Source organism: Candidatus Cryosericum terrychapinii (assembly GCF_003570925.1).
Lineage (GTDB): Bacteria > Caldisericota > Caldisericia > Cryosericales > Cryosericaceae > Cryosericum > Cryosericum terrychapinii.
Genome location: NZ_QXIS01000020.1, coordinates 38904 through 58998 on the forward strand (window position 1 = coordinate 38904; position 20095 = coordinate 58998).

Annotated in this window: 17 protein-coding genes, 1 tRNA gene and 1 other RNA gene; 9 read left to right on the forward strand and 10 right to left on the reverse strand. The window is 58.4% G+C overall.

What is annotated here, in order from left to right; genetic code table 11:
• Positions 1–97: 97 nt before the first annotated feature.
• Positions 98–754, forward strand: coding sequence for an endonuclease III (gene nth, locus SMC7_RS03590; protein ID WP_119088997.1), 657 nt, complete (start codon positions 98–100; stop codon positions 752–754).
• A gap of 128 nt (positions 755–882) precedes the next feature.
• Here the strand turns inward: nth and mtnA are convergent, their stop codons facing one another.
• Complete coding sequence (mtnA, locus tag SMC7_RS03595; protein WP_119088998.1) at positions 883–1911, reverse strand: S-methyl-5-thioribose-1-phosphate isomerase; 1029 nt, start codon at positions 1909–1911, stop codon at positions 883–885.
• A 16-nt stretch (positions 1912–1927) separates the two neighbouring features.
• Positions 1928–2113 carry a 50S ribosomal protein L28 gene (gene rpmB / locus SMC7_RS03600; protein WP_119088999.1) on the reverse strand — a complete coding sequence of 62 codons (186 nt, stop codon included), beginning with the start codon at positions 2111–2113 and terminating at the stop codon, positions 1928–1930.
• Positions 2114–2216: 103 nt separating this feature from the next.
• On the opposite strand from rpmB, the gene SMC7_RS03605 reads away from it, so the two are divergent.
• From SMC7_RS03605 to rnpB, 8 genes are all read left to right on the forward strand, one after another.
• Positions 2217–2579, forward strand: coding sequence for an Asp23/Gls24 family envelope stress response protein (locus SMC7_RS03605; protein ID WP_119089000.1), 363 nt, complete (start codon positions 2217–2219; stop codon positions 2577–2579).
• A 20-nt stretch (positions 2580–2599) separates the two neighbouring features.
• Entirely contained in the window at positions 2600–4237 is a 1638-nt protein-coding gene (locus tag SMC7_RS03610; protein ID WP_165845116.1) for a DAK2 domain-containing protein, read from the forward strand.
• Positions 4237–5070: a purine-nucleoside phosphorylase gene (locus SMC7_RS03615; RefSeq protein ID WP_119089002.1), complete on the forward strand. Its 834-nt coding sequence runs from the start codon at positions 4237–4239 to the stop codon at positions 5068–5070. Before SMC7_RS03610 ends, SMC7_RS03615 begins: the two co-directional genes overlap by 1 nt.
• Complete coding sequence (locus SMC7_RS03620; RefSeq protein WP_165845117.1) at positions 5067–6410, forward strand: thymidine phosphorylase; 1344 nt, start codon at positions 5067–5069, stop codon at positions 6408–6410. Before SMC7_RS03615 ends, SMC7_RS03620 begins: the two co-directional genes overlap by 4 nt.
• Entirely contained in the window at positions 6407–9013 is a 2607-nt protein-coding gene (locus SMC7_RS03625) for a CBS domain-containing protein (RefSeq protein WP_165845118.1), read from the forward strand. Before SMC7_RS03620 ends, SMC7_RS03625 begins: the two co-directional genes overlap by 4 nt.
• Before the next feature lie 65 nt (positions 9014–9078).
• Positions 9079–9153: transfer RNA gene (locus tag SMC7_RS03630), tRNA-Ile, on the forward strand.
• A gap of 30 nt (positions 9154–9183) precedes the next feature.
• Positions 9184–9915: a hypothetical protein gene (locus SMC7_RS03635; RefSeq protein ID WP_119089004.1), complete on the forward strand. Its 732-nt coding sequence runs from the start codon at positions 9184–9186 to the stop codon at positions 9913–9915.
• Positions 9905–10224, forward strand: an RNA gene (gene rnpB / locus SMC7_RS03640) — RNase P RNA component class A. The genes SMC7_RS03635 and rnpB overlap by 11 nt, the downstream gene beginning before the upstream one ends.
• A 170-nt stretch (positions 10225–10394) precedes the next feature.
• Here the strand turns inward: rnpB and tpiA are convergent.
• The 8 genes from tpiA to SMC7_RS03680 all read right to left on the reverse strand — a co-directional run.
• Positions 10395–11156 (reverse strand): triose-phosphate isomerase, encoded by a 762-nt coding sequence (tpiA, locus tag SMC7_RS03645; RefSeq protein ID WP_165845119.1) that lies wholly within the window; start codon positions 11154–11156, stop codon positions 10395–10397.
• Positions 11157–11199: 43 nt separating this feature from the next.
• Entirely contained in the window at positions 11200–12483 is a 1284-nt protein-coding gene (locus SMC7_RS03650; RefSeq protein ID WP_119089006.1) for a hemolysin family protein, read from the reverse strand.
• Positions 12480–12989 carry an rRNA maturation RNase YbeY gene (gene ybeY, locus SMC7_RS03655; RefSeq protein ID WP_119089007.1) on the reverse strand — a complete coding sequence of 170 codons (510 nt, stop codon included), beginning with the start codon at positions 12987–12989 and terminating at the stop codon, positions 12480–12482. Before ybeY ends, SMC7_RS03650 begins: the two co-directional genes overlap by 4 nt.
• Entirely contained in the window at positions 12976–15063 is a 2088-nt protein-coding gene (locus tag SMC7_RS03660; protein WP_119089008.1) for an HD family phosphohydrolase, read from the reverse strand. The genes ybeY and SMC7_RS03660 overlap by 14 nt, the downstream gene beginning before the upstream one ends.
• Complete coding sequence (gene rsmD / locus SMC7_RS03665; protein ID WP_165845120.1) at positions 15047–15658, reverse strand: 16S rRNA (guanine(966)-N(2))-methyltransferase RsmD; 612 nt, start codon at positions 15656–15658, stop codon at positions 15047–15049. The genes SMC7_RS03660 and rsmD overlap by 17 nt, the downstream gene beginning before the upstream one ends.
• 1 nt (position 15659) lies before the next feature.
• A complete protein-coding gene (gene recG / locus SMC7_RS03670; protein WP_165845121.1) occupies positions 15660–18119 on the reverse strand; it encodes an ATP-dependent DNA helicase RecG in 2460 nt (819 codons plus the stop codon).
• Positions 18120–18152: 33 nt separating this feature from the next.
• Positions 18153–19316, reverse strand: a complete 1164-nt coding sequence (locus SMC7_RS03675) for a phosphopentomutase (protein ID WP_119089011.1) — start codon at positions 19314–19316, stop codon at positions 18153–18155.
• On the reverse strand, positions 19313–20095 hold a 783-nt coding region (locus tag SMC7_RS03680; protein ID WP_133298277.1), incomplete at its 5' end, for a lysylphosphatidylglycerol synthase transmembrane domain-containing protein. The genes SMC7_RS03680 and SMC7_RS03675, both read right to left, overlap by 4 nt.

Below are 20095 nucleotides of genomic sequence, written 5' to 3' on the forward strand. Positions count from 1 at the left end.
TGGTCGTTGTTCGAGCGGGCCAGAATAGCCATCTTGCTGCTGTGACATAGGAGTATACTGTCATTTGCATGCAAACGTCAAGTAAGGGGAGATGGAGATGCGATTCACAGCGCAGAAGCACGTTCGACAGGTGGTGACCACACTCGAGAAGACCTATCCCGACAGAGGCACCGCACTAGAGTTCAGGGACCCATGGCAGTTGCTTACGGCAACGATACTCAGCGCCCAGTGCACAGACGTCATGGTCAACAAGGTTACCCCACGTCTGTTTGCTGCCTATCCCGGGCCATGTGCTCTAGGTCACGCCGACATTTTTGCTGTCGAAGAGATCGTCAAGGCGACGGGCTTCTTCCACAACAAGGCGAAGGCGATCGTTGCCGCCTCCCTTGAACTCTGTGAGAAATGGGGAGGCACGGTCACTCCCGAGATGGATTTTCTGACGGGACTCCCTGGCGTCGGACGCAAGACCGCCAACGTCGTCCTTGCGCATGCATTCGGCAAGCAAGCTGTTGTTGTCGACACGCATGTAAAGCGTCTGGCCTATCGCATCGGACTGAGCGAGAGCCTTGTTCCGGAGAAGGTGGAACAGGACATCATGGCCGCCGTTGCCGAGAGCCACTGGAACTCACTCTGTGACGCACTCATCGCCCACGGGCGATCTGCCTGCAATGCTCGCAGACCGGATTGCGACGCTTGCACCATTACGCGGTTGTGTCCGAAGAACGGGGTGGCAAAGGCGAAGGCTCCACGCTGACAGGCACCATTCCCAGTTGCGTGAGCAGGTCAAGGAACCAGCCAGGTCCGACAAAATGCAACAGGCCACGGTCCCGACATCTTCTCCAGTGGCGGTCCGTGGCCTGATTGTGCCGAGGTTGCTTTTGCTCAGGGTCGCTCCCAATTGCCGAAGGGGTGCCTGAAAACACCACGTTCAGTGACGATACCCGAAAGCAGCTCGTTGGGGGTCACGTCGAACGACGGGTTGAAGGCATGTGCGCCTTCTGCGGCAACACGCTGGCCCGCGAACGACAGGACCTCGTTCTCGTCGCGCTGTTCTACGAGGATCTCGGCGCCCGAAGCAATCGAAAAATCGAAGGAGCTCAACGGTGCCGCCGCGTAGAACGGTAGCCCATGGTACTTAGCCAGGACGGCCAGCTGGTAGGTTCCAATCTTGTTGGCAAAGTCTCCGTTCGAGGCGATGCGGTCGGCACCTACGATGACCTTGGTGACCATCCCATGCGACATCATGAAGCCAGCCATTCCGTCAGTAATAAGATGGAACGGGATACCTGCGGTCACGAGTTCCAGAGCCGTCAATCGTGCTCCCTGAAGGTACGGCCGCGTCTCGAGGGCAATGACCTGAATCTTCCTGCCTTGCTTGAAGGCTTCGTTGATAGAACCAAACGCCGTGCCATATCGATAAGTCGCAAGAGCGCCGGTATTGCAGATAGTCAGGATGATGTCTCCGTCTTCGAACAGTTCGGCCCCGTGTTTCGACAGAGCGAGATTGTGGTCCTCGTCGTCCTGGGTCAGCTTGCCGGCGAACGTCGCAAGCTCATCGGCCGCTGCCTGTGGGCTCTTGCCGAGACTCGGCGCTCCCTCGGCGAGAGACCGGTCGACGGCCCAGGCAAGGTTCACGGCAGTGGGTCGGGCGCTCTTGAGATAGGCACCGGCGTCGAGGACAAACTGTGCAGGCTGCGGAGTCGTCAACGCCTCTCGGGCAGCCAGAGCCATGCCATAGGCGGCAGCGACGCCAATTGCAGGAGCCCCGCGAGTGTTCATATTCTTGATGACCGAATAGACATCTCTGTAGGACGTACACTCGATCCACTCAGTCTCGAAGGGGAGCCTGAGCTGGTCGAGCACACATAGACTGGAGCCTGTCCACAACAGGCTCCTGAGTTCTTCACTCATTCGTCGAAGCGTCGAGTCAGGCTGTGGCCTTCAGCTTCTTGAGACACTTGCCGCACACGCGAATCCTCTGAACCCTGCCGTTCATCTCTACCTGTACTGTGTGAAGATTCGGCAGGAAACGACGAGAACTGCGCTGAATGGAATGGCTGACCGTGTTGCCAACCATTGGACCCTTGCCACAAATAGTACATACTCTGCTCATTTCGATGAACCTCCATGAAAATGTAGACTAATTCTATGTCAAAGGCCAACGAATTCAAGTTTGGTGGTATAATCGAGTACCACATTTTGCCTGGAGAGTGGATATGACTGATATAAAAGGTAACGTCGTTCTCAGCAGGAACGCGATGGAAGAAATCCTCCGGCTGGCTACCCTGAATGTCTACGGCGTGACAGGACTGGCTCCCGTCACGTTCGCCGAACGCTTCACCCGCGCTCTTGCGCTTCCATCGAGACCGAAGGGTGTCGATGCTCAGATCAGAAAGGACGGCACAATCGTGGTGACCGTTCATGTTCGGCTCCAGTATGGTGTTCGCGTTTCCGAAGTCGCCCGTACCATTGCATCACAGGTTCGCTATGTCTTCTGCAGCATGACGGGGATTGCACAGGAGAGAGTCGAGCTGAATGTCGTGGTCTGGTCCATTCGCGTCGAACACGAAAACGAATAGCAGCACCCCCGGAGGATATCTTGAAGGAAATTGGTTACAGTGAGCTTGAGGCGCTGTTCACGGCTGCTCTCGCCAGCCTCGAATCCCGCAAAGCCTTTATCAACAGCCTGAACGTTTTTCCCGTGCCCGACGGAGACACCGGCACGAACATGTCCCTCACCCTCCGGACTGCTCTGGAAGAAGTCCAGAAGAGCCAGCCCAAATCCATGAAAGAGTTCGTCTCGACGTTGTCCGCCGGATCCCTTATCGGGGCGCGTGGAAACTCAGGCGTCATCCTGTCACAGATTATCCGCGGCATGGCAACAGCAGCTGACAGCAAGCCGCTGCTGACGACGACAGATTTCACGCAGATGCTCACCAAAGCGTCCGAGGTAGCATACAAGGCGGTGGTCACGCCTGTAGAAGGAACCATCCTGACCGTTGTCAGACGCATGGCCGAGAGTGCGGCCGGGCTGCACCAGGAAGACTACACAGATTACCTGGCCGAGGTCATCAGGACAGGAAGACAAGCGGTCAATGAGACGACGGGGCAGCTCGCCGCACTGGCAGAAGCCCATGTTGTGGATGCCGGGGCCGAGGGTCTCGTAACGCTCCTGGAAGGTATGTTGATGAGCCTCCGGGGTGAGTCGGTTGCCTCGGAGAAACTGACGCTGGAGGATGAGCCAGAGGAGCATGTCGGTCCTCGGGACCTGACGTACCGCTATGACACTGTGATCCTGGTGGCTTCCGACACGCTGCCGGAAAGCGAAGTCCGCGCAAAACTGACCGAACGTGGCGACAGCCTTGTCATGGCCTCGGCGGGCGGCCTGACCAAGATCCATGTCCACACTAACGAGCCATACGACGCCATCCAATACCTCATGAAGTTCGCCCCGATACGGGAGGGCCGCATCGAGGACATGCAATACCAGGCAAACGAGTATGCCAGCGGTCCGGCATCCGGAGCGGGTTCTTCCTCAAAGCCACTCGCTTCGACGGAGGGCTGCGCTGACGACAACGTGCAGCGTGCATACGTCGTCGTTTCTCCGGGACCTGGATTTGACGAGATTTTCCGCAAACTTGGAGCGCAGATCATTGTAGGCGGCGGCGACACGATGAATCCGCCGACTGAGGCTTTCCTGGGTCCCATCAAGGCGTGCAAGGCCAAATCCTTCATCATTTTCCCTAACAACAAGAATATCACCATGGCCGCACAACAGGCCGCCGGCCTCATCGACAAGGACGTGCAAGTGTTGAACGCTCGCCACCCGGTGCAGGCTATCAGTGCGCTGGTCCAGCTGGCTTCCTGTGGTCCCGACGACGACTATATGGCAGTCGCAAACCAAGCTATTGATGCGACAGACTTCTTTGCGGTCACGCGTGCAACCAGGAATGCTACGGTCTCTGGAATGTTAGTACACGAGGGCGACTGCATGCTGCTCGTGGATGACAAGCTTGTGGGCCTTGGACAGTCGGTCGAGGGAGCGCTGGTGCACCTCAGCGAGTCCCCCATCGCCTGGCACGACAAGTCTCTGATATCAGTTTACCGGGGCGTCGACTTTGCTGAGGCATCGTTCGACGCGGTCGTTGCGACGTTGACCCAGCAATTCCCTGACCTTGAGATTCAGTCTTACTATGGAGGGCAGGCTTTCTACGGCGTCGTGGGGTCGGTCGAGTAATGGACAGCGCTCAGCTGAGACAACAGGTGGCCATCGCCGTCGAGAGCCTGATATGGCGTATCGGTCAGTCGTACGAGTTTACTGTCGTCCTCGGATCTGGTCTGTCGAGCTTCGTGGACCGGATGGATGGGCAGATGATCGTTCCCTACGCCGAGATTCCGGGGTTCCCCGTGTCAACGGTCAAGGGACATACCAGCGAGCTTGTTGCGGGGAGCATCGGTGGGCACAGAGTGTTGTGTTTTGCGGGTCGCTTTCACTACTACGAGGGCTACGACGCTGCCACGGTGACCATCCCTGTCCGGGTTGCCCAAGCTCTGGGTGTCCGTACCGCCCTCTTCACGAATGCAGCCGGCGGCATTGCGGATCGTCTGCGACTGGGGGACCTTATGGTCATCGAAGACCATCTCAACCTGCTTACCGCAGACAGCCCGCTTCGAGGTCTCGCAGATGAGGTCTTCGGCTCCAAATTCGTGAACATGTACGCTGCGTATGACCCCACGGTCACCCGAGCGCTCAAATCGGTAGGCGAACGTCGTTCTCTGCCGATTGCGTGCGGCGTCTATGCAGCGCTGTCCGGGCCTCAGTTCGAGACCCGTGCAGAGATTCGAATGCTGCGGATCCTGGGAGCTGATGCGGTCGGCATGTCCACGATTCCCGAGGTGATTGTGGCAAACCAGGCAGGCATGCGCGTTGGCGCCGTCTCGGTCATTACCGACCTTGCGACCGATACGGTCACCGAGCTGAGCCATGACCAGGTGCTCGCCACGGCGCGACGTGCCGATGAACACTTGGCAGAGTTGCTGACCGGTGTCATCGAGGGAGCCGATTGGTGAACAGGAACTTCGCAGAACTTATCCAGCAGAAGAAGTCCGCCGGCGAACTCTCGGAAGAAGATATCTCGTGGTGGATTGATGGTCTTGTGAGTGGCTCCATTCCCGACTACCAGACGTCGGCAATGCTCATGGCCATCTATTTCAAAGGGATGAATGCACATGAGACCTCCTGGCTCACGCATTGCGTCAGCACCAGCGGAGATGTCATCGACCTCTCTTCGCTGAAGGGAGTGAAGTGCGACAAGCACTCATCGGGGGGTGTCGCCGACACAGTGTCCATCCCCCTCATCGCTATTGCCGCAAGCTGTGGTGCCGTGATGCCCAAAATGTCTGGAAGGGGCCTTGGCCACTCCGGCGGGACAATTGACAAGCTTGAGTCGATTCCGGGTTTCGACGTGAACCTGACACCGCTGGCGTTCATGGAGATCGTCAACCGTCTAGGTGGAGCCATCATGGCTCAGACCGGCGATGTAGCCGTGGCCGACAAGAAGTTGTACGCCCTCCGTGACGTGACGGCAACGGTGGACTCTGTGCCTCTTATCGCGTCCAGCATCATGGGCAAGAAGCTGGCGTCTGGTGCCGACGTGATCGTCCTCGACGTGAAGTGGGGTTCCGGAGCTTTCATGACGGGCAAGGCGGAGGCCATCGAACTGGCGAAGACCATGGTTGGCATAGGAGAGGACAATGACAAGACGACAGTTGCCTATGTGACGGACATGAATGAGCCGCTGGGCAACGCCGTTGGAAATGCCCTCGAGATCGTCGAGGCCGTCCAGATCCTCAAGGGGGGTGGACCAGCCAAGCTTCTCGACGTCATTCTTACACTCTGCGACGAGATCCTCATGCAAAGCGGGATCGTTCAGAAGCGCGAAGACGCCCGAACAATGGCCCTGAACGCCATCGCGAGCGGGAATGCGCTACAACGCTTTGCCGATATCGTCAGGGCGCAGCGAGGTGACCCCGCATTCATCGACCGGCCCGAGGTTCTGCCACAAGCCGCGGTCAGGCTGCCGGTCTATGCTCCGCGCAGTGGATTCGTCACGAGCATCGATGCGAGAGGCATTGGGCTGGCCGCCATGCACCTCGGTGCAGGGCGTCGAACAAAGGAAGACGCCATCGATCTGGCCGTCGGCCTCGTGCTGGACGTCAAGACCGGCGATACAGTGAGTGCTGGACACCAGATTGCGACCGTTTACGCACGCACAGACGACGACGCACGCACGTGCGAACAGGAGATTCTGGGGACCATCGTCGTCGGGGAAGCGTCCGTCGCCCCGTGGCAGACCGTCGTGGCAAAGATCAGCCGCGCGGACGGTGTGGTGACGTACGAGCATTCGTGAAAACGGTTATTCTCGGCCATGCAGGTGCTGACTTTGACTGTGTAGCCTCGATGGCTGGACTGTCCCGGTTGTATGCCGGGGCCGTCCCAGTGTTGCCCGGGTCCCTCGAGCCAAACGTGGAGGAGTTCCTTCGGCTCTATGAGGGACGTTTTCGTTTTGTACGCATACCTGCACCGGTCTTGCTGAAAGAAGACATTGGGACAGTCATCCTGGCCGACACAATTGTCGCAGCCCGTCTCGGTGAGTACAAACAGGTCCTCTCGCTCCCGGGGTTGAGGCTGGTCGCGTATGACCATCATGAACCAAACTCCGCGAGCCTGGCACATATTGACGAGGGACATATCCGGAAGTGTGGAGCGACCGCATCGCTTGTGACTGCAGCGCTCCGCGGGCAGCTGGTTCCCGTGAACCCGGACGAGGCCACACTTCTTGCACTTGGCATCTATGAGGATACGGGCTCGCTGTTGTTCCCCGAGACGACAGCATTCGACGTCGAACAGGCAGCCTATCTGCTCAAGGCGGGGGCGAGTCTTTCCATGGTCGCCCGCTATGGCATTACCTACCTGGCTCCGGAGCAGCAAACGGCTCTCGAGAACGCGCTGAACAGTGCACAGGTCAGGACAGTGGCTGGAGCACAGATAGTTTTTGCCATCGTGCATGCAGAGCGGAACGTTGGCAACCTCTCAGTCATCGTGCACCGGCTGGCTCAGATCATCAAGGCAGAAGCGTTGTTTCTCATCTACCAGACTCCCCAGGCACTCTACGTTCTGGGGCGCAGTGATCGCCTGCTCAACGTCGCAGAGTTGCTCGCTCCTCTGGGGGGAGCAGGTCGGATTCATGCGGCAGCATCCATTCTGCGAGACGGAACATCCGCTGAAACTGCACAGGAGCACATTGTATCCGCGATAGCCGCGAGGCATACTCAGTGGCACCAGGTCGTTCGCGATATCTTGACGCCCCATCCCGCAACAGTCTCTCAGGACCTGTCTGCCGAAGAAGCCCTGCACATGATGGTGAATCTTGGGTTCTCCGTGTTGCCGGTCGAACGTGATGGTCGAATTGTCGGCGTCGTGTCCAAGAAAGCTCTCGAGAAGACTTCCCTCATGCGACTCCAGCAGAAGCCTGTGCATTACTTCCTGAATACGCGCATTCCAGCCGTCCCCCTCAGCGCAACCGTCGAAGAGCTCATACAGGCCTTCGGTACGTACAACACAGGCCTCCTGCTGGTCATGGAACAGGACCGTCTTCTTGGCGTGGTGTCGAGATCCGACGTCCTGCGCTATCTCAACAGCACGGCACATCCACAGAGCGTCGTCGGTACACCAGGCGTGCGGGTCATCGCGCGTTCCGATCTCGATCGCCTAGGCGGAACCGACACGGCAGCAACACTGGGCAGAATCGGCCAGATTGGGGATGCCGAGGAAAACCGCGCCTATCTGGTCGGTGGCTCAGTACGCGACGTCCTCCTCGGCAGGCCTCCCAACGACCTGGACATCGTCACGGAGAAAGATGTCTCGGGCGTTGCCGCGGCAGTCGCCACGTCCTTCGACACCCACGTGGTCTCCTATGGACGCTTCATGACGCACAAGGTCCGTATCCGAGAGCGGGAGTACGATTTTGCTGCTGCTCGCCTCGAGTACTACGACTTTCCAGGCTCGTTGCCCACCGTCGCCCCTGCATCATTGATGAAGGATCTGCTGAGGAGAGACTTCACTGTGAATGCTCTTGCCATGTCCCTCTCAGAGAGCGATTTCGGCACCATCGTCGACGCCACCGGAGGGCTGAAGGACCTCGAAGCTCGAACCATCCGGATGACATATTCCGACAGCTTCATCGAGGACCCCGCGCGAATACTTCGTGCCGTGGCAGCCCAGACACGTCTGGGCTTTATCCTCGAGGACGGCACCCGTGAGAAGGCAAGGGAGGCCCTTAAGCTCGGGCTCCTGAACGTCCGCCGCAACAAACGTGCGCAGGACGAGTTCAAGGAGCTGCTGTCGGGAGGCAGGGGCGTCTCATGCATCAACACGCTTTGCCAACTCGGATGCGGACTCATTGGTCTTCCACTGGTTCCGCCGCGGGCTGCGAAACTCCGACTCCTGTCCGCCCTCGAGCAGGGTTTCCACCCGGCCGCGAACGGCCTGGACGCTCCTCCGTGGGTTGCGCCGCTTCTCGTGTGGCTCGGTAACATTCCTTCTGGGGAATTGCAGGAGGTCCTCAAGGACTTCGGATTGAGCGACCGGCTGGCAACGGCATGCCGGTCATGGCAGCGAAAGGAACGGGCACTGCGCCGCCTTCTCGAGCAAGGTTCATGTAAAGTGAGCGCTGCAGCCGGGCAGCTCGAGGGGATTCCCTTGCCCATTCTCTCGATCCTGGAGGCCCATCTTTCCACAACGGAGACCTCCGGGGCCCGGAACTTCCTCATGACAGTCCTTTCACGCATGGGCGAGTCGCCACTGGTCTCAGGTGAGGACGTCGTGAGCCTTGGCATTCCAGAGGGACGACAGGTCGGACTGTCTCTCGACCAGGTCCGATGCCTCCAGCTGGACGGTATGATCAACTCCAGGGAGGATGCTGTCGCGTATCTGTGCGCGTCGAAAGGTTGACGCACGGCCGTCCCCTCCTATAATGACACTGGCGCAGGCCCTTTCATGACGTGCGCACAGCGCAGGGGCCCATAGCTCAACGGTAGAGCAGGTGGCTCATAACCACTTGGTTCTTGGTTCGAATCCAGGTGGGCCCACCATGATGTCATAATTGTCGATGAGGTGTATTCATGCTAATAGACAAGCTTTGGGAGCTTCAAGAACTTCAGTTGGACTATCGACGGAAGGAACGCCTTCTGGAGGAGTCGAACCTTTCTTCATTGCTGAGTCACAAGATCGACGAGACGGAGCAGCAACTGGCCGGGTTACGTGAGCAGCTGGAAACGTTCAGAGCCGATGAGGTCAGGATCGGTGAGAAGCTGGATGATCTTTCGGCGAAGGTTCACGAGGCCGGAGCCAAGCTCGGGAAAGAAGAAATGTCCGAGGACAAGGTCCAGAAACTCGAGGAGAAGATGAAGAAGCTGACCCTCGAGAAAGAAAAGGTCGAGGATGCGCAGGGGAGGAATTTCCACGACCGGCAAGACGTCGAGGATCAGACCAGAGCCTCGGAATTGCTGGCAGAAAAACTTCGCAAGGAGCTCGAAAGCATTCCACAGTTGAACGCAACCTCGAGAGCAGCGGTGAAGAAGTCCCTTCCGACCTTGCGCAAGGAGATCGAAAATCGCAAGGCGAAGTTGCCGCTCAAAGCCAAGCTTATTTTCGAAAGCCTTTCGGAGAAGTTCAGTGGAGCTCCTGTCGCAAGAGTGGCCAGTTCGACCTGTGACTACTGTCACGTGAGACTTCCCCAGAAGACATTGTTTAGTCTTCGCAATGTAGAGGGCAGGAGCGGTGATGCTGAAGAGCTTATCCGCTGCGAGATCTGCGGCAAGATCCTATACGCCGGCATCAAAGACCGCGAATGAGTCAGTCGCAGGCAGGAGATTTTCCTGCTTGAGGAAAGTCCGGGCTCCAAGAAGCGAGTTGCTCGGGAAACCCGAGTGGGGGTAACCCCAAGGAAAGCGCAACAGAAAATATACCGCCCCGCAAGGGGTAAGGGTGAAATGGCGGTGTAAGAGACCACCGGCAGACCAGCGATGGGCTGCGCATTGCAAACCCCAACTGGAGCAAGACAAAATAGGAAGGCAAACAGGGCTGCTTCTCCCTGCCTTCGGGTATGTCGCTTAGATAAATGACTGACCACGACAGAACCTGGCTTATCATTCGCGGTAAATGAAGAGACCCCGACCGTACTTCGGAAGGGGTCTCTGCGTTTGCAAGAACATGAAGAGACCCCGACCGTACTTCGGAAGGGGTCTCTGCGTTTGCAGGAACATGAAGAGACCCCGACCGTACTTCGGAAGGGGTCTCTTCATTTACCTCACGGACAGCGTGTGGCAGAGGGCTACACCTGCTCTGCTATCGCAATCAGCTCGGCGAAGGCGGACGGCTTGAGGCTGGCTCCTCCGATCAATCCACCATCTACTGAAGGAAGGCCTGCGATGGATGCGAAGTTAGCCGGCTTGACGCTGCCGCCGTACAGAATGGCGACAGAACCACCAATTGCCGTTCCGAGAAGCTGCTTGAGGTGCTGCCGGATGAGGTGGTGTGCTTCCTCAATTTGCTCATTTGTGGCATTCACCCCCGTTCCAATGGCCCATACCGGCTCATAGGCGACAACCAGCTGGGCGCCATCGCAGAGCTGGACGTCACTGAGGGCGGTATCCAGCTGCCCGAACACGACCTCCTCGATCTTCCCCGCATTGCGCTCCTCGAGTGTTTCTCCAACACACAATACGGGAATGAGGGACGCCTGCAGGGAGTTGATCAGCTTGCGATGAAGCAGATCGGCTGACTCACCGATGATGTGTCTGCGCTCCGAATGTCCTATGAGCACATGGGTCGCCCCTGTCGAGCGGATCATGGCCGGCGACACTTCTCCAGTGAACGCGCCTTCTACCTCGGCCGCGACATCTTGAGCGCCCAGCAGTACCCAGGCCGGGACCGAACCGGTTGTTGCCAAGGCTCCCAATGCGATGTAGTTGGGGAAGACGATAACCCGCACCTTGTCCCCCTGCGGGGGCGTGGCGGTAGCCAGCTCGACAAAGTACGCCCTTGCCTCCTCAACGGTCTTGAACATCTTCCAGTTTCCTGCGACCATTTTCATGTTGTTCTCCTTTTGACGCGACACATGAGACACACGCCCACTATCACTCTTCATCCTCGGTAGAGTGTGGCGGAGCCGTGGGCAATCGCTCTGCACGCACTCTGGAGATTCTCTTCCCGACAACGTTCACCACTGTGAAAACGACGCCGGCACGCTCTACCCTGTCTCCAACACGAGGAAGGCGTCCGATTTCAGACAGCATGAGCCCTGCGACGGTATCGTAGTCTTCACCCGACAACTCTGCCCGAAAGAGCTCCGAAACCTTGTCGGTCGACACGGAACCCTTGATGAGGTACGCATCGGCTCCCACATTCTCGATTTCCGCGGCCTCCTTGTCATACTCGTCCTGGATCTCACCGAAAACCTCTTCCAGGATGTCCTCGACGGTAATGAGGCCTGAAACGGCACCATACTCGTCGAAGAGAACAGCTGTCTGGATGCGCTGCCGCTGCATCTCCTGGAGAAGGCTGCTGATCTTCTTGGTGTCGGGAGCAAAGAATGGCTGGCGGAGGATACCACTTGACTTGACGTTGGGCCCGGCACCGCCCGCCATGGCTCTGAGCGCATCTTTAGCATAAACGACTCCTACAACGTTGTCGTCGTCCATGACCGGCAGACGGGAGTGACCGGTTTCGTTGATTGCCTTGATTACCTCACTGATCGGCGCGTCCTTCTCAACTGTTGTCACGTCCACAAACGGCGTCATGATCTCATACGCCAGCGTGCTGGTATAGTCGAAGATGTTGTAGATGAGTCGCTCTTCCTCTTTGTTGATCACGCCGTCCTCCTGCCCCATCTTCAGCAAGTAACGGAAGTCCTCGGAATCGTTGAGGTAGCCGGTGTGCTTGGCATGCCGCAGCAGTGGCCCCGTGAAGACCCCCGAGATCGCCGCAAGTGCACGTGCGCCCGGGTAGAGCAGCAGGTAGAGCGGGTACAGAACAACAGCTGTGGTGCGTGTGGCCTGTTCGGGAAACGCCTTGCCGATCGATTTCGGGATACTCTCAGCGAAGATAACGACAACGACCGTCAAGGCGAGTGTGGAGATCACCGCAAGCAGGTCCGGGTTCATACGCGTGAACACAGTGAGAACGACCCGAGCGAAGATAAAGGACGCCCCAAGATTGGCCATGTTGTTACCCAGGACCACCACGGTGATGAGCATCGAATGGCTAGCCGCCATTCTAGCTCTCAGCCGATCAGCGAGAGCAGATGATTCTCCGCTCTTGTCCAGAGCCATCGGTGTGATGGTTACGTAGCCGTATTCCACCATGGAGAAGAGGAACGAGAGAACCAGGAGGACCAGCAATCCGACGATCTGTCCAGTCATGCAGGCCTTCTCGCCACGTGGGAGCAGTGCCCCTGCGCTATTGTTGCGAACACCACTTCCTCGCGGTGCTCCATCAGAGCGCGGTCATGTTCCAGAGTGTGGTCGAAGCCCACCAGGTGGAGCAGAGAGTGAACGAGCGAGAAGGCGAGCTGGTCATCAAGCTCGTTCCCACTGGAGATGGCTTTGCCCTCCACCGCATCCATACAGATGACGATGTCCCCTAGCACCCAGCCCGTGCCGGGCGCGGCATAGCCCAGCGGAAACGACAGCATGTCGGTGATCGAGTCGCTGCCTCTGTGGTCACGGTTCAACTCCCGCATCTGAGACCCAGGGACGAAGTAGCATGAGATAGCGACGGCGTGCCGAACGCCAGGAATTGCCATGATTTCCGGCTGTATCAGACGAGCGATGCGGGCGACAAGCACCACCAGAGCCTTGCTGTCCACCTGCCATCCGGGATCCGACAGTTCTACACGACAGTGTACAGATAGGTCAGGTTCTTTCATTTGCCTCCTCGGGCGTCAGATAGGCATCGCGAACATGATAGAACGAGATGAGGGACGTGAGAAAATAGTCCTTGGCGGAGGCAATCTCCCCCAGCGTGAGCTGTGACTCGGCAAGTTGACCGTCGGCAATGCGAGCGTTGACAACCGCATCGATGAGCCCTTCCAGAGCTAATTTGTCCACCCTAGCAAGCGAGCGCGCCGCGGCTTCAACGCCGTCGGCCAGGAAGACGAGGGAGGACTCCCTCGTGTGTGGCTTGGGCCCCTGGTACCGAAACGTGTCAGGCGAGAGGTTTGTCTGCTCGGCGGACGCCTTGTCGTAGAAGAATTGGACGACAGTCGTGCCATGGTGCTCGGCAATGATATCAACCACCTCGGGCGGCAGGTGATTGCTTTCTGCAATCGTAACGCCTGCCTGAACGTGCTCAAGGATCACCTTGGTGCTCAGTTCAGGCGAGATATCCTCATGGATGTTCGGCAGTTCTCCGCGGTTTTCGCCGAAAAACTGTGGATGCAGCAGTTTGCCGATGTCATGGTAGTAACCGCCAACACGGGCCATCAGCCAGTTTGCACCGATACGCTGAGCGGCACCTCCTGCAAGATTGGCCACGTTGAGGCTGTGATGGTACGTCCCTGGGGCGCTTTCGAAGAGGTGCGCCAGAAGCTTGCTTCCCGTATCCAAAAGCTCGCGCAGCCTCATGACCGTGGCGACGTTGAACAGTCGCTCGAAAATCAGGGTCAACCCCAATGCAAACACAGCTGCAATGACCCCTCCTGCGACCAAGTATCCAGCGTTGGCAGCAATCACGGATAGCCGCTGTTCAGTGAGCCCGGCAAGGGCGCCGTAGACAAGACCGGCTGATACGCCGGCAATCGGCCCGGCGATGAGAAGGGCGCTCATCTTGTTCGCCTTCCGCATGACGATGAATACGGAAATGGCCCCCACGACGAGCCCCGAGAGTACTTCCACGCGCATCGGAGCCATGATCCACGTCATGACCATGAGGGCAAGGCCAAAGACCGTGGCAAGGGCACCCTCGAAGAAAACGAACCCGAGCAGTAGGCAGAGAAAGAACGGGGTCATCGTGGTCGCCACGCTACCCGCGAGCCACCCTATCGCGATGCAGGAGCCGCCGATGACCCCTGTCTCCATCAACAGATGTTCGGTCCGGCCTTTCGCTGAACCCACGAGCATGACTGCCAGCGCGACCATTGCCCACGCCAGCAAGGTGACCAGTATCTGAGACACAATGTTTCGGCGAGCGCGGGGTCCCCAGACCAGGCCCATACTCAAGAGCAGATCGACGGTATTCTGGTCCAGTACGCTCCCTTTCTTCACGACGGGGGTGCCGGCGAGGATGGTCGAGACGACCGGCGATATGGAGGATGCGGCCTTGTCACGGGCAAGCATAGTTGCCTCTTGGTCGTACATGAGATTCGAAGACACGAAACGGGCAGCCAGGAGGTACGCCGAGCCTACCTGATTATCGGAGATACCGTAGTTTTTGAGTTCCGTGTTGATGCTCTCGCGGGCGGCAGGGAGGCTTCCCTCGAGTACGCCGCGACCCATGACTGTCGTCAGCGCCTGACGCGCCGCCGTCTTCGACGATTGAACCTCCGACTCCGAACACGTCGCGAGGTACTTCGTCGTTGCGCTTGCCGAGGTCATGAGCAATGCCGCGATCCGCTGAGACTGCTGGTCCACGGTGACATCCTGCACGCGTATGCTGATGACCCTTGTCATGATGTCTTCAAAGGCTGTGATCGCCGCCGGCAGCTGCGAGCTGTCGAACTTATAGATAGGAGCGACTTCGTCCCTTGCACGCTTGCGAAGGTCCTCAGTTCCGGCACCATCGACATAAACGATGTCTCGTCTGGAGACTATGTCGGCGTCGACAACGGTGCCTTCAGACACACTTCTGTGCACGGGCATGAACGGAAGAGCACACAACACGGCAGAGAGAAGCGCTACCAGGACGAACACCAGGGTACCGGTCCGTCTGAACCGTTTGAGCCGGAGAACGAGGCTATGACGAGCACTTCGGAGGAAGTGAGCTATTCTATTCTGTCTGGTCATGGGTGCCGCCGCCGTCCGCCTCGTTTCTGTGCCTTGTTGCACGGAAGAATGTCATGCTAACGTCTCCGTAGCGCCTTTCTTTGTAGCTCTCCAAGTCTATCGCTGGCCCGTCATACCGTTCATGCACGGGTTGCCTTGATGCATGCTCCATGATTATAATACAGCTCTCTGCTGCGTCGCGCAAATGTTCGGACAAGGTGACGAGGAGCCCTTCCTGCAATCCGGAGTCAAAGGGCGGGTCTGCAAAGAGGACGTCGAACTCCGTTCCCTGCAATCCGCTCACGTATCCATCAGCATCGCCCTTGACGACAGAAGCCTGCTCCTGAAGCGCAAGCATTCGCAGGTTGTCATGGATGAGACGCACTGAGCGATTGTCCACATCGACAAAGGTTGTATGTGCCGCTCCGTTGCTGAGCGCTTCTATGCCGACTGCACCAGTGCCGCTGCAGACGTCGATGAACCGCGCTCCTGCAAGAACCGGTCGCAGCATGTCCATGACGGCCTCTCGCGCTTTGTCGGATGTAGGGCGCAGCCATGGTTCCTTCCCGAGTGTCTTGAGTGAACGGCCCTTCAGTGTGCCTGATCCAATGATCATGTCAGTTGTCCTCCATGCCAGGTTTTGAAGCGGGGTACCGGAGAGACAGCATGCGGACCAGATCCGCATGTTCCGGAGCACCAAGTGCCGGGTCGCGTTCCAGGAGCTCCGAGGCAGCCTTTCGGATTCCCGGAAGAGTGGAAAGATCGCGGTAGCTCAGGAGGGCTGTCGATCCGAACAGTGGAACGTCATAGCCATGCTGGACCGTCCCAAGGATGTCGCCGGGCCCTCGCAGTTTCAGGTCTTCCTCTGCGATCTGGAACCCATCGTCAGAGTTAACCAGGACCTGCAGGCGTTCGGTACCGTCGGCGGTCACGTTGCCCTGGATGAGGATGCAATGGGAGACGGAGGATCCTCGGCCGACTCTCCCACGAAGCTGATGGAGCGTAGCAAGGCCAAATCTCTCCGCATCCTCGATGACCATGACGCTTGCGTTCGGCACATCAATACCGACCTCGACGACCGTCGTCGCAACCACGGCGTCCAGATTCCTCGACCGGAAGGCATTCATGGTAGACTCTTTCTCGCTGCTCTTCATGCGCCCATGCAACGACGCAACGCGCAGGCCCTTCAGGCTGCCTTCGCTCAGCTCCCGCATCGTCTCCTCGACTGACGCGGTGCCATCACCCTCGTCCGAAGCGGGGTCGATGGCGGGCACCACGATAAATGCCTGCCTGCCTTGACCTACCTGTTCACGCACCATGGCATAGGCGCTGTCGCGTGTCGCGGCCGTCAGGAGATGCGTCTGGATCGGAAACCGCCCCGGAGGTCTCTCTAGCAGTTCGGAGATGTCGAGATCACCGTATATGGTCAGAGCCAGTGTTCTCGGAATCGGGGTCGCGCTCATGACAAGTGAGTGTGGCACGTTGCCCTTCGTTCCCAGAGCCACGCGCTGAGCAACTCCGAAACGATGCTGCTCGTCGACCACGCTCAGGCCGAGACGCTCGAATGCCACGCCCTCCTCGAGGATGGCATGCGTGCCGACGAGACAGTCGACTTCCCCGGTCGCGACTGCGCCCAGGATGCTCTTGCGCTGAGATTTGGTCATCCCTCCGGTCAGCGTAGCAACTCGCAGCCCGAGAGGAGCAAGCAGCTCCTGGAGGACACGTCCCGTTTGCTCCGCGAGAATCTCAGTGGGACTAAGGACCGCGCTCTGGTATCCGGCCACCTTGGCCGCGTATGCCGCGTACCCGGCCACCGCCGTCTTTCCTGAACCAACGTCCCCATGGAGCAGCCGGTGCATCTGCCTCGGTCTGCGCACGTCTCCCTCGATGTCTCGCATGGCTGCTGCCTGAGAAGCGGTGGGAACGAACGGCAGCACCCCGACATAGCGCTCGACCGTTCCCTTGGGCAAGTCGAATGGGTTTCCCGGGACATCCTGTTCGGCATGCCGGCGCATCAGAACTCTCAGTTCAAAGAGAAACAGGCTATCGAACGCGAACCGGCTCCGCGCCTTTTCTGCCTCGTGTTCATCGGTCGGAAAGTGCAGAGAGCGGTAGCTCCATGCCAGGTCAGGCAGCTTGAAATACGACGCAAGGTCCGGTGGCAGATACTCGGCGGTCGCTGAGGGAATCCGGCCTATGGCACGCCACACATGAGCCCGCAGTCCCTTCTGAGTAATGCCCGAGGTGAGGTGATAGAGCGGTACGATCCGGTTCATATGCAGTTGAGCCGGCGGCGTTCCCGACTCCTCGAACACCGGCTGCATCAGCTGAGCCCCTTCGAACGAGTTCTCCAGTCTCCCGTAGAAATCGTAGTCATGTCCAGCCTGAAGCCTGCTCCTCACGAACTTGTTGTTGAACCAGACGAGATGAAACACACGCCCGCCCGGATCCCTAGCTGTCGCCTTGACCAGTAGAACCTTTCGTCGGATCTCAGTAACCGCCAGCAGACGTGCCTTGATGAGGACCATCTGCCCAAGCGACTCGCGCGACAGCTCCGTGGGATAGCGCAGGTCGAGGTAGCCTTTGGGCGCCTGCTGGAGCAGGTCGGCAATGCTGGCCACACCGAGTTTCCCCACGATCTCTTGAACACGGGGCCCCACTCCCCATAGTGTGGACACCGGTTCTTCGAGTACCTGCAGCAAGGCTTTCATGTTATCGACAGGAGGCTTCGACACCGGCGTTGCATGTGCCGGAGGCGCACCTGCAGGCACTGGCGACCCGGCAGGCGGAGACTTCGAGTCGTCCAGAAGGGCAAGAAGCGCGGAACACCTGTCTGCCCGCGCACGGTTCGACAGGAACTGATAATCGACCAGCAAGGACCGGAGCTCGTTCGATACGCCATGCTCCGCTGCAGGTTGTGTTCGTGTGCAAGAGCCTTCCACGGTCACCAGGGCGAGCCGCGCAAACCCACCTACCGCGGCGTCATCCTGACAGCCACGCTTGAGTTCCAGGCGCACCAGGCCCCGCAGAAGCTCTTTCCACGCATCTGATTCGGCTGGACTGCCTCCGCTGCTCACTGGGTCACTGATTCCTCGGATCTGTGCACAGGCCTAGGAGAAGTCCGCAAGGAAGCTCGAACCCGCCACAGGCGCTACTCCGAGGTACTCCGACACTGTGGCTCCAAGATCCGCAAATGTTTCGCGGACTCCCAGGTATGTTCCGCCACGGCGCGAAGGCGAATATGCGAGAACGGGCACGTACTCGCGTGTATGGTCCGTATCCGCAGCGAACGTCGGATCGCAGCCATGATCGGCAGAGATGAACAGGATATCGTCATGCTTCATTGACCTCAGCAACTCGGGAACCGCCTCATCGAAGCGCTCCAGCGCGACGGCATAGCCGGCCACGTTGCGCCGGTGGCCGAAGAGCATGTCAAAGTCGACCAGGTTGGTGAACAGCAACCCTTCCCAGTCGCTGGTCTTGATCAGCTCGATCGTTTTCTGGATGCCTTCCTCATTGTTGTGGGTGTGGAAATGTTGCGTGAACCCCTCACCAGCAAACAAGTCGTAGGTCTTGCCGACGCCGATGACATCCATACCGGCCTTGCTCACCTGGGTGAGCGTCGTAGGGCCCAGCGGATGAGCCGCGTAGTCCTCGCGATCTTCTGTTCGCACGAAGTGCCCGGGCGTTCCGATGAACGGACGCGCAATGACGCGCCCCACCAGGTTCTCACCCTGCAGGATCTCTCGCCGGCTGATGTCGCACATTTCATACAACTTGTCGAGGGGGATGACGTCGTTGTGCGCGGCGATCTGGAACACCGAGTCAGCCGACGTGTAGACAATCGGATAGCCGGTACGCATGTGTTCTTCGCCGAGTTCCGCGATGATCGTAGTCCCGGATTCTGGCCGGTTGCCCAAGGCCTTGGTGTTGAAGCGCTTTTCGAAGGCGTTGATGACCTCAGGTGGAAATCCGTTGGGATACGTGGGGAACGGTTTGGTCAGTGTCAACCCCATCATCTCCCAGTGACCGCTTATGGAATCCTTCCCCCTGGCTTTCTCCTCCATGATTCCGAACGATCCAGTGGGACTGTCAAAGTGCCGGTCAAGCAGGTACTTCAGGCCAAGTTCCTCAAGATGAGGGAGGCGAAAACCCGGCACGCTCTTGTAAATATGGCGAAGCGTGTCCGAGCCACCATCCCCGTACATGAATGCGTCCTTGGCTTCCCCGATGCCTACACTGTCCAGAACAATGACGATGGCTCTCTTCTTCATGGTTTATGCGTACCTTCCTTTGCGCTCGCGTCCTTGTCCGCCCGTCGATGCTGCCTGCGATGACGAGCTGGGCCCAATATGAATTCGCCGAGGGCCGTAATGCCGCCGGCGCCCATCTTGACATAGTGATCGAAAAAACGCCAGATAAGGATGAAAGCCCCCAGGATACCATTCGGAACAAACGCTGCAAACAGGGCCACCGCCCCGAGCTCGGCTCCGACAGAGGCGCCAGGGGTGGGGAAATAGGATACGGCGATGTAGTAGATAAGGGTTGCCACAACAATCTGGGTGATCGACGATGTAATGCCAAGACCGTACAGCAGGATGATCGGCGTCAGCACGAGGAGACCCCAGGAGACAAAACTGTAGGCCAGGCCTGCGACGAGCATTGGTCGGTTGGCCTTGATGGCTGTCTCTCGTGCGCGCAGCGTATCATTTGTGAATTTCTGTATACGACGCGCAATTCGCTGCCAGAACCTTCCTCGCACCGTGAGGGTCTGCGTCCCACGCAGGACCAGCCTGTTGATGTAATCGTTGATCCACTGCAAGCGAGTGAGACAGAACACGAGGAAACCGAAGTTGGCTACGTAGGCTGCTATGCCGATATAGAGAATGAGACGGAACCGGTTGTCGACCCCCAGGCTCCGGCCAGAGAAAATCAGCCAGACCGGCACAAAAACGAGGACGACCATCTGGGAAGCACCCGAGAGGATCGCCTTGATGGCAAACACCATCGTCGAATCTGCCACGTTGATTGAGTCGTCCTTGAACAGCATGTA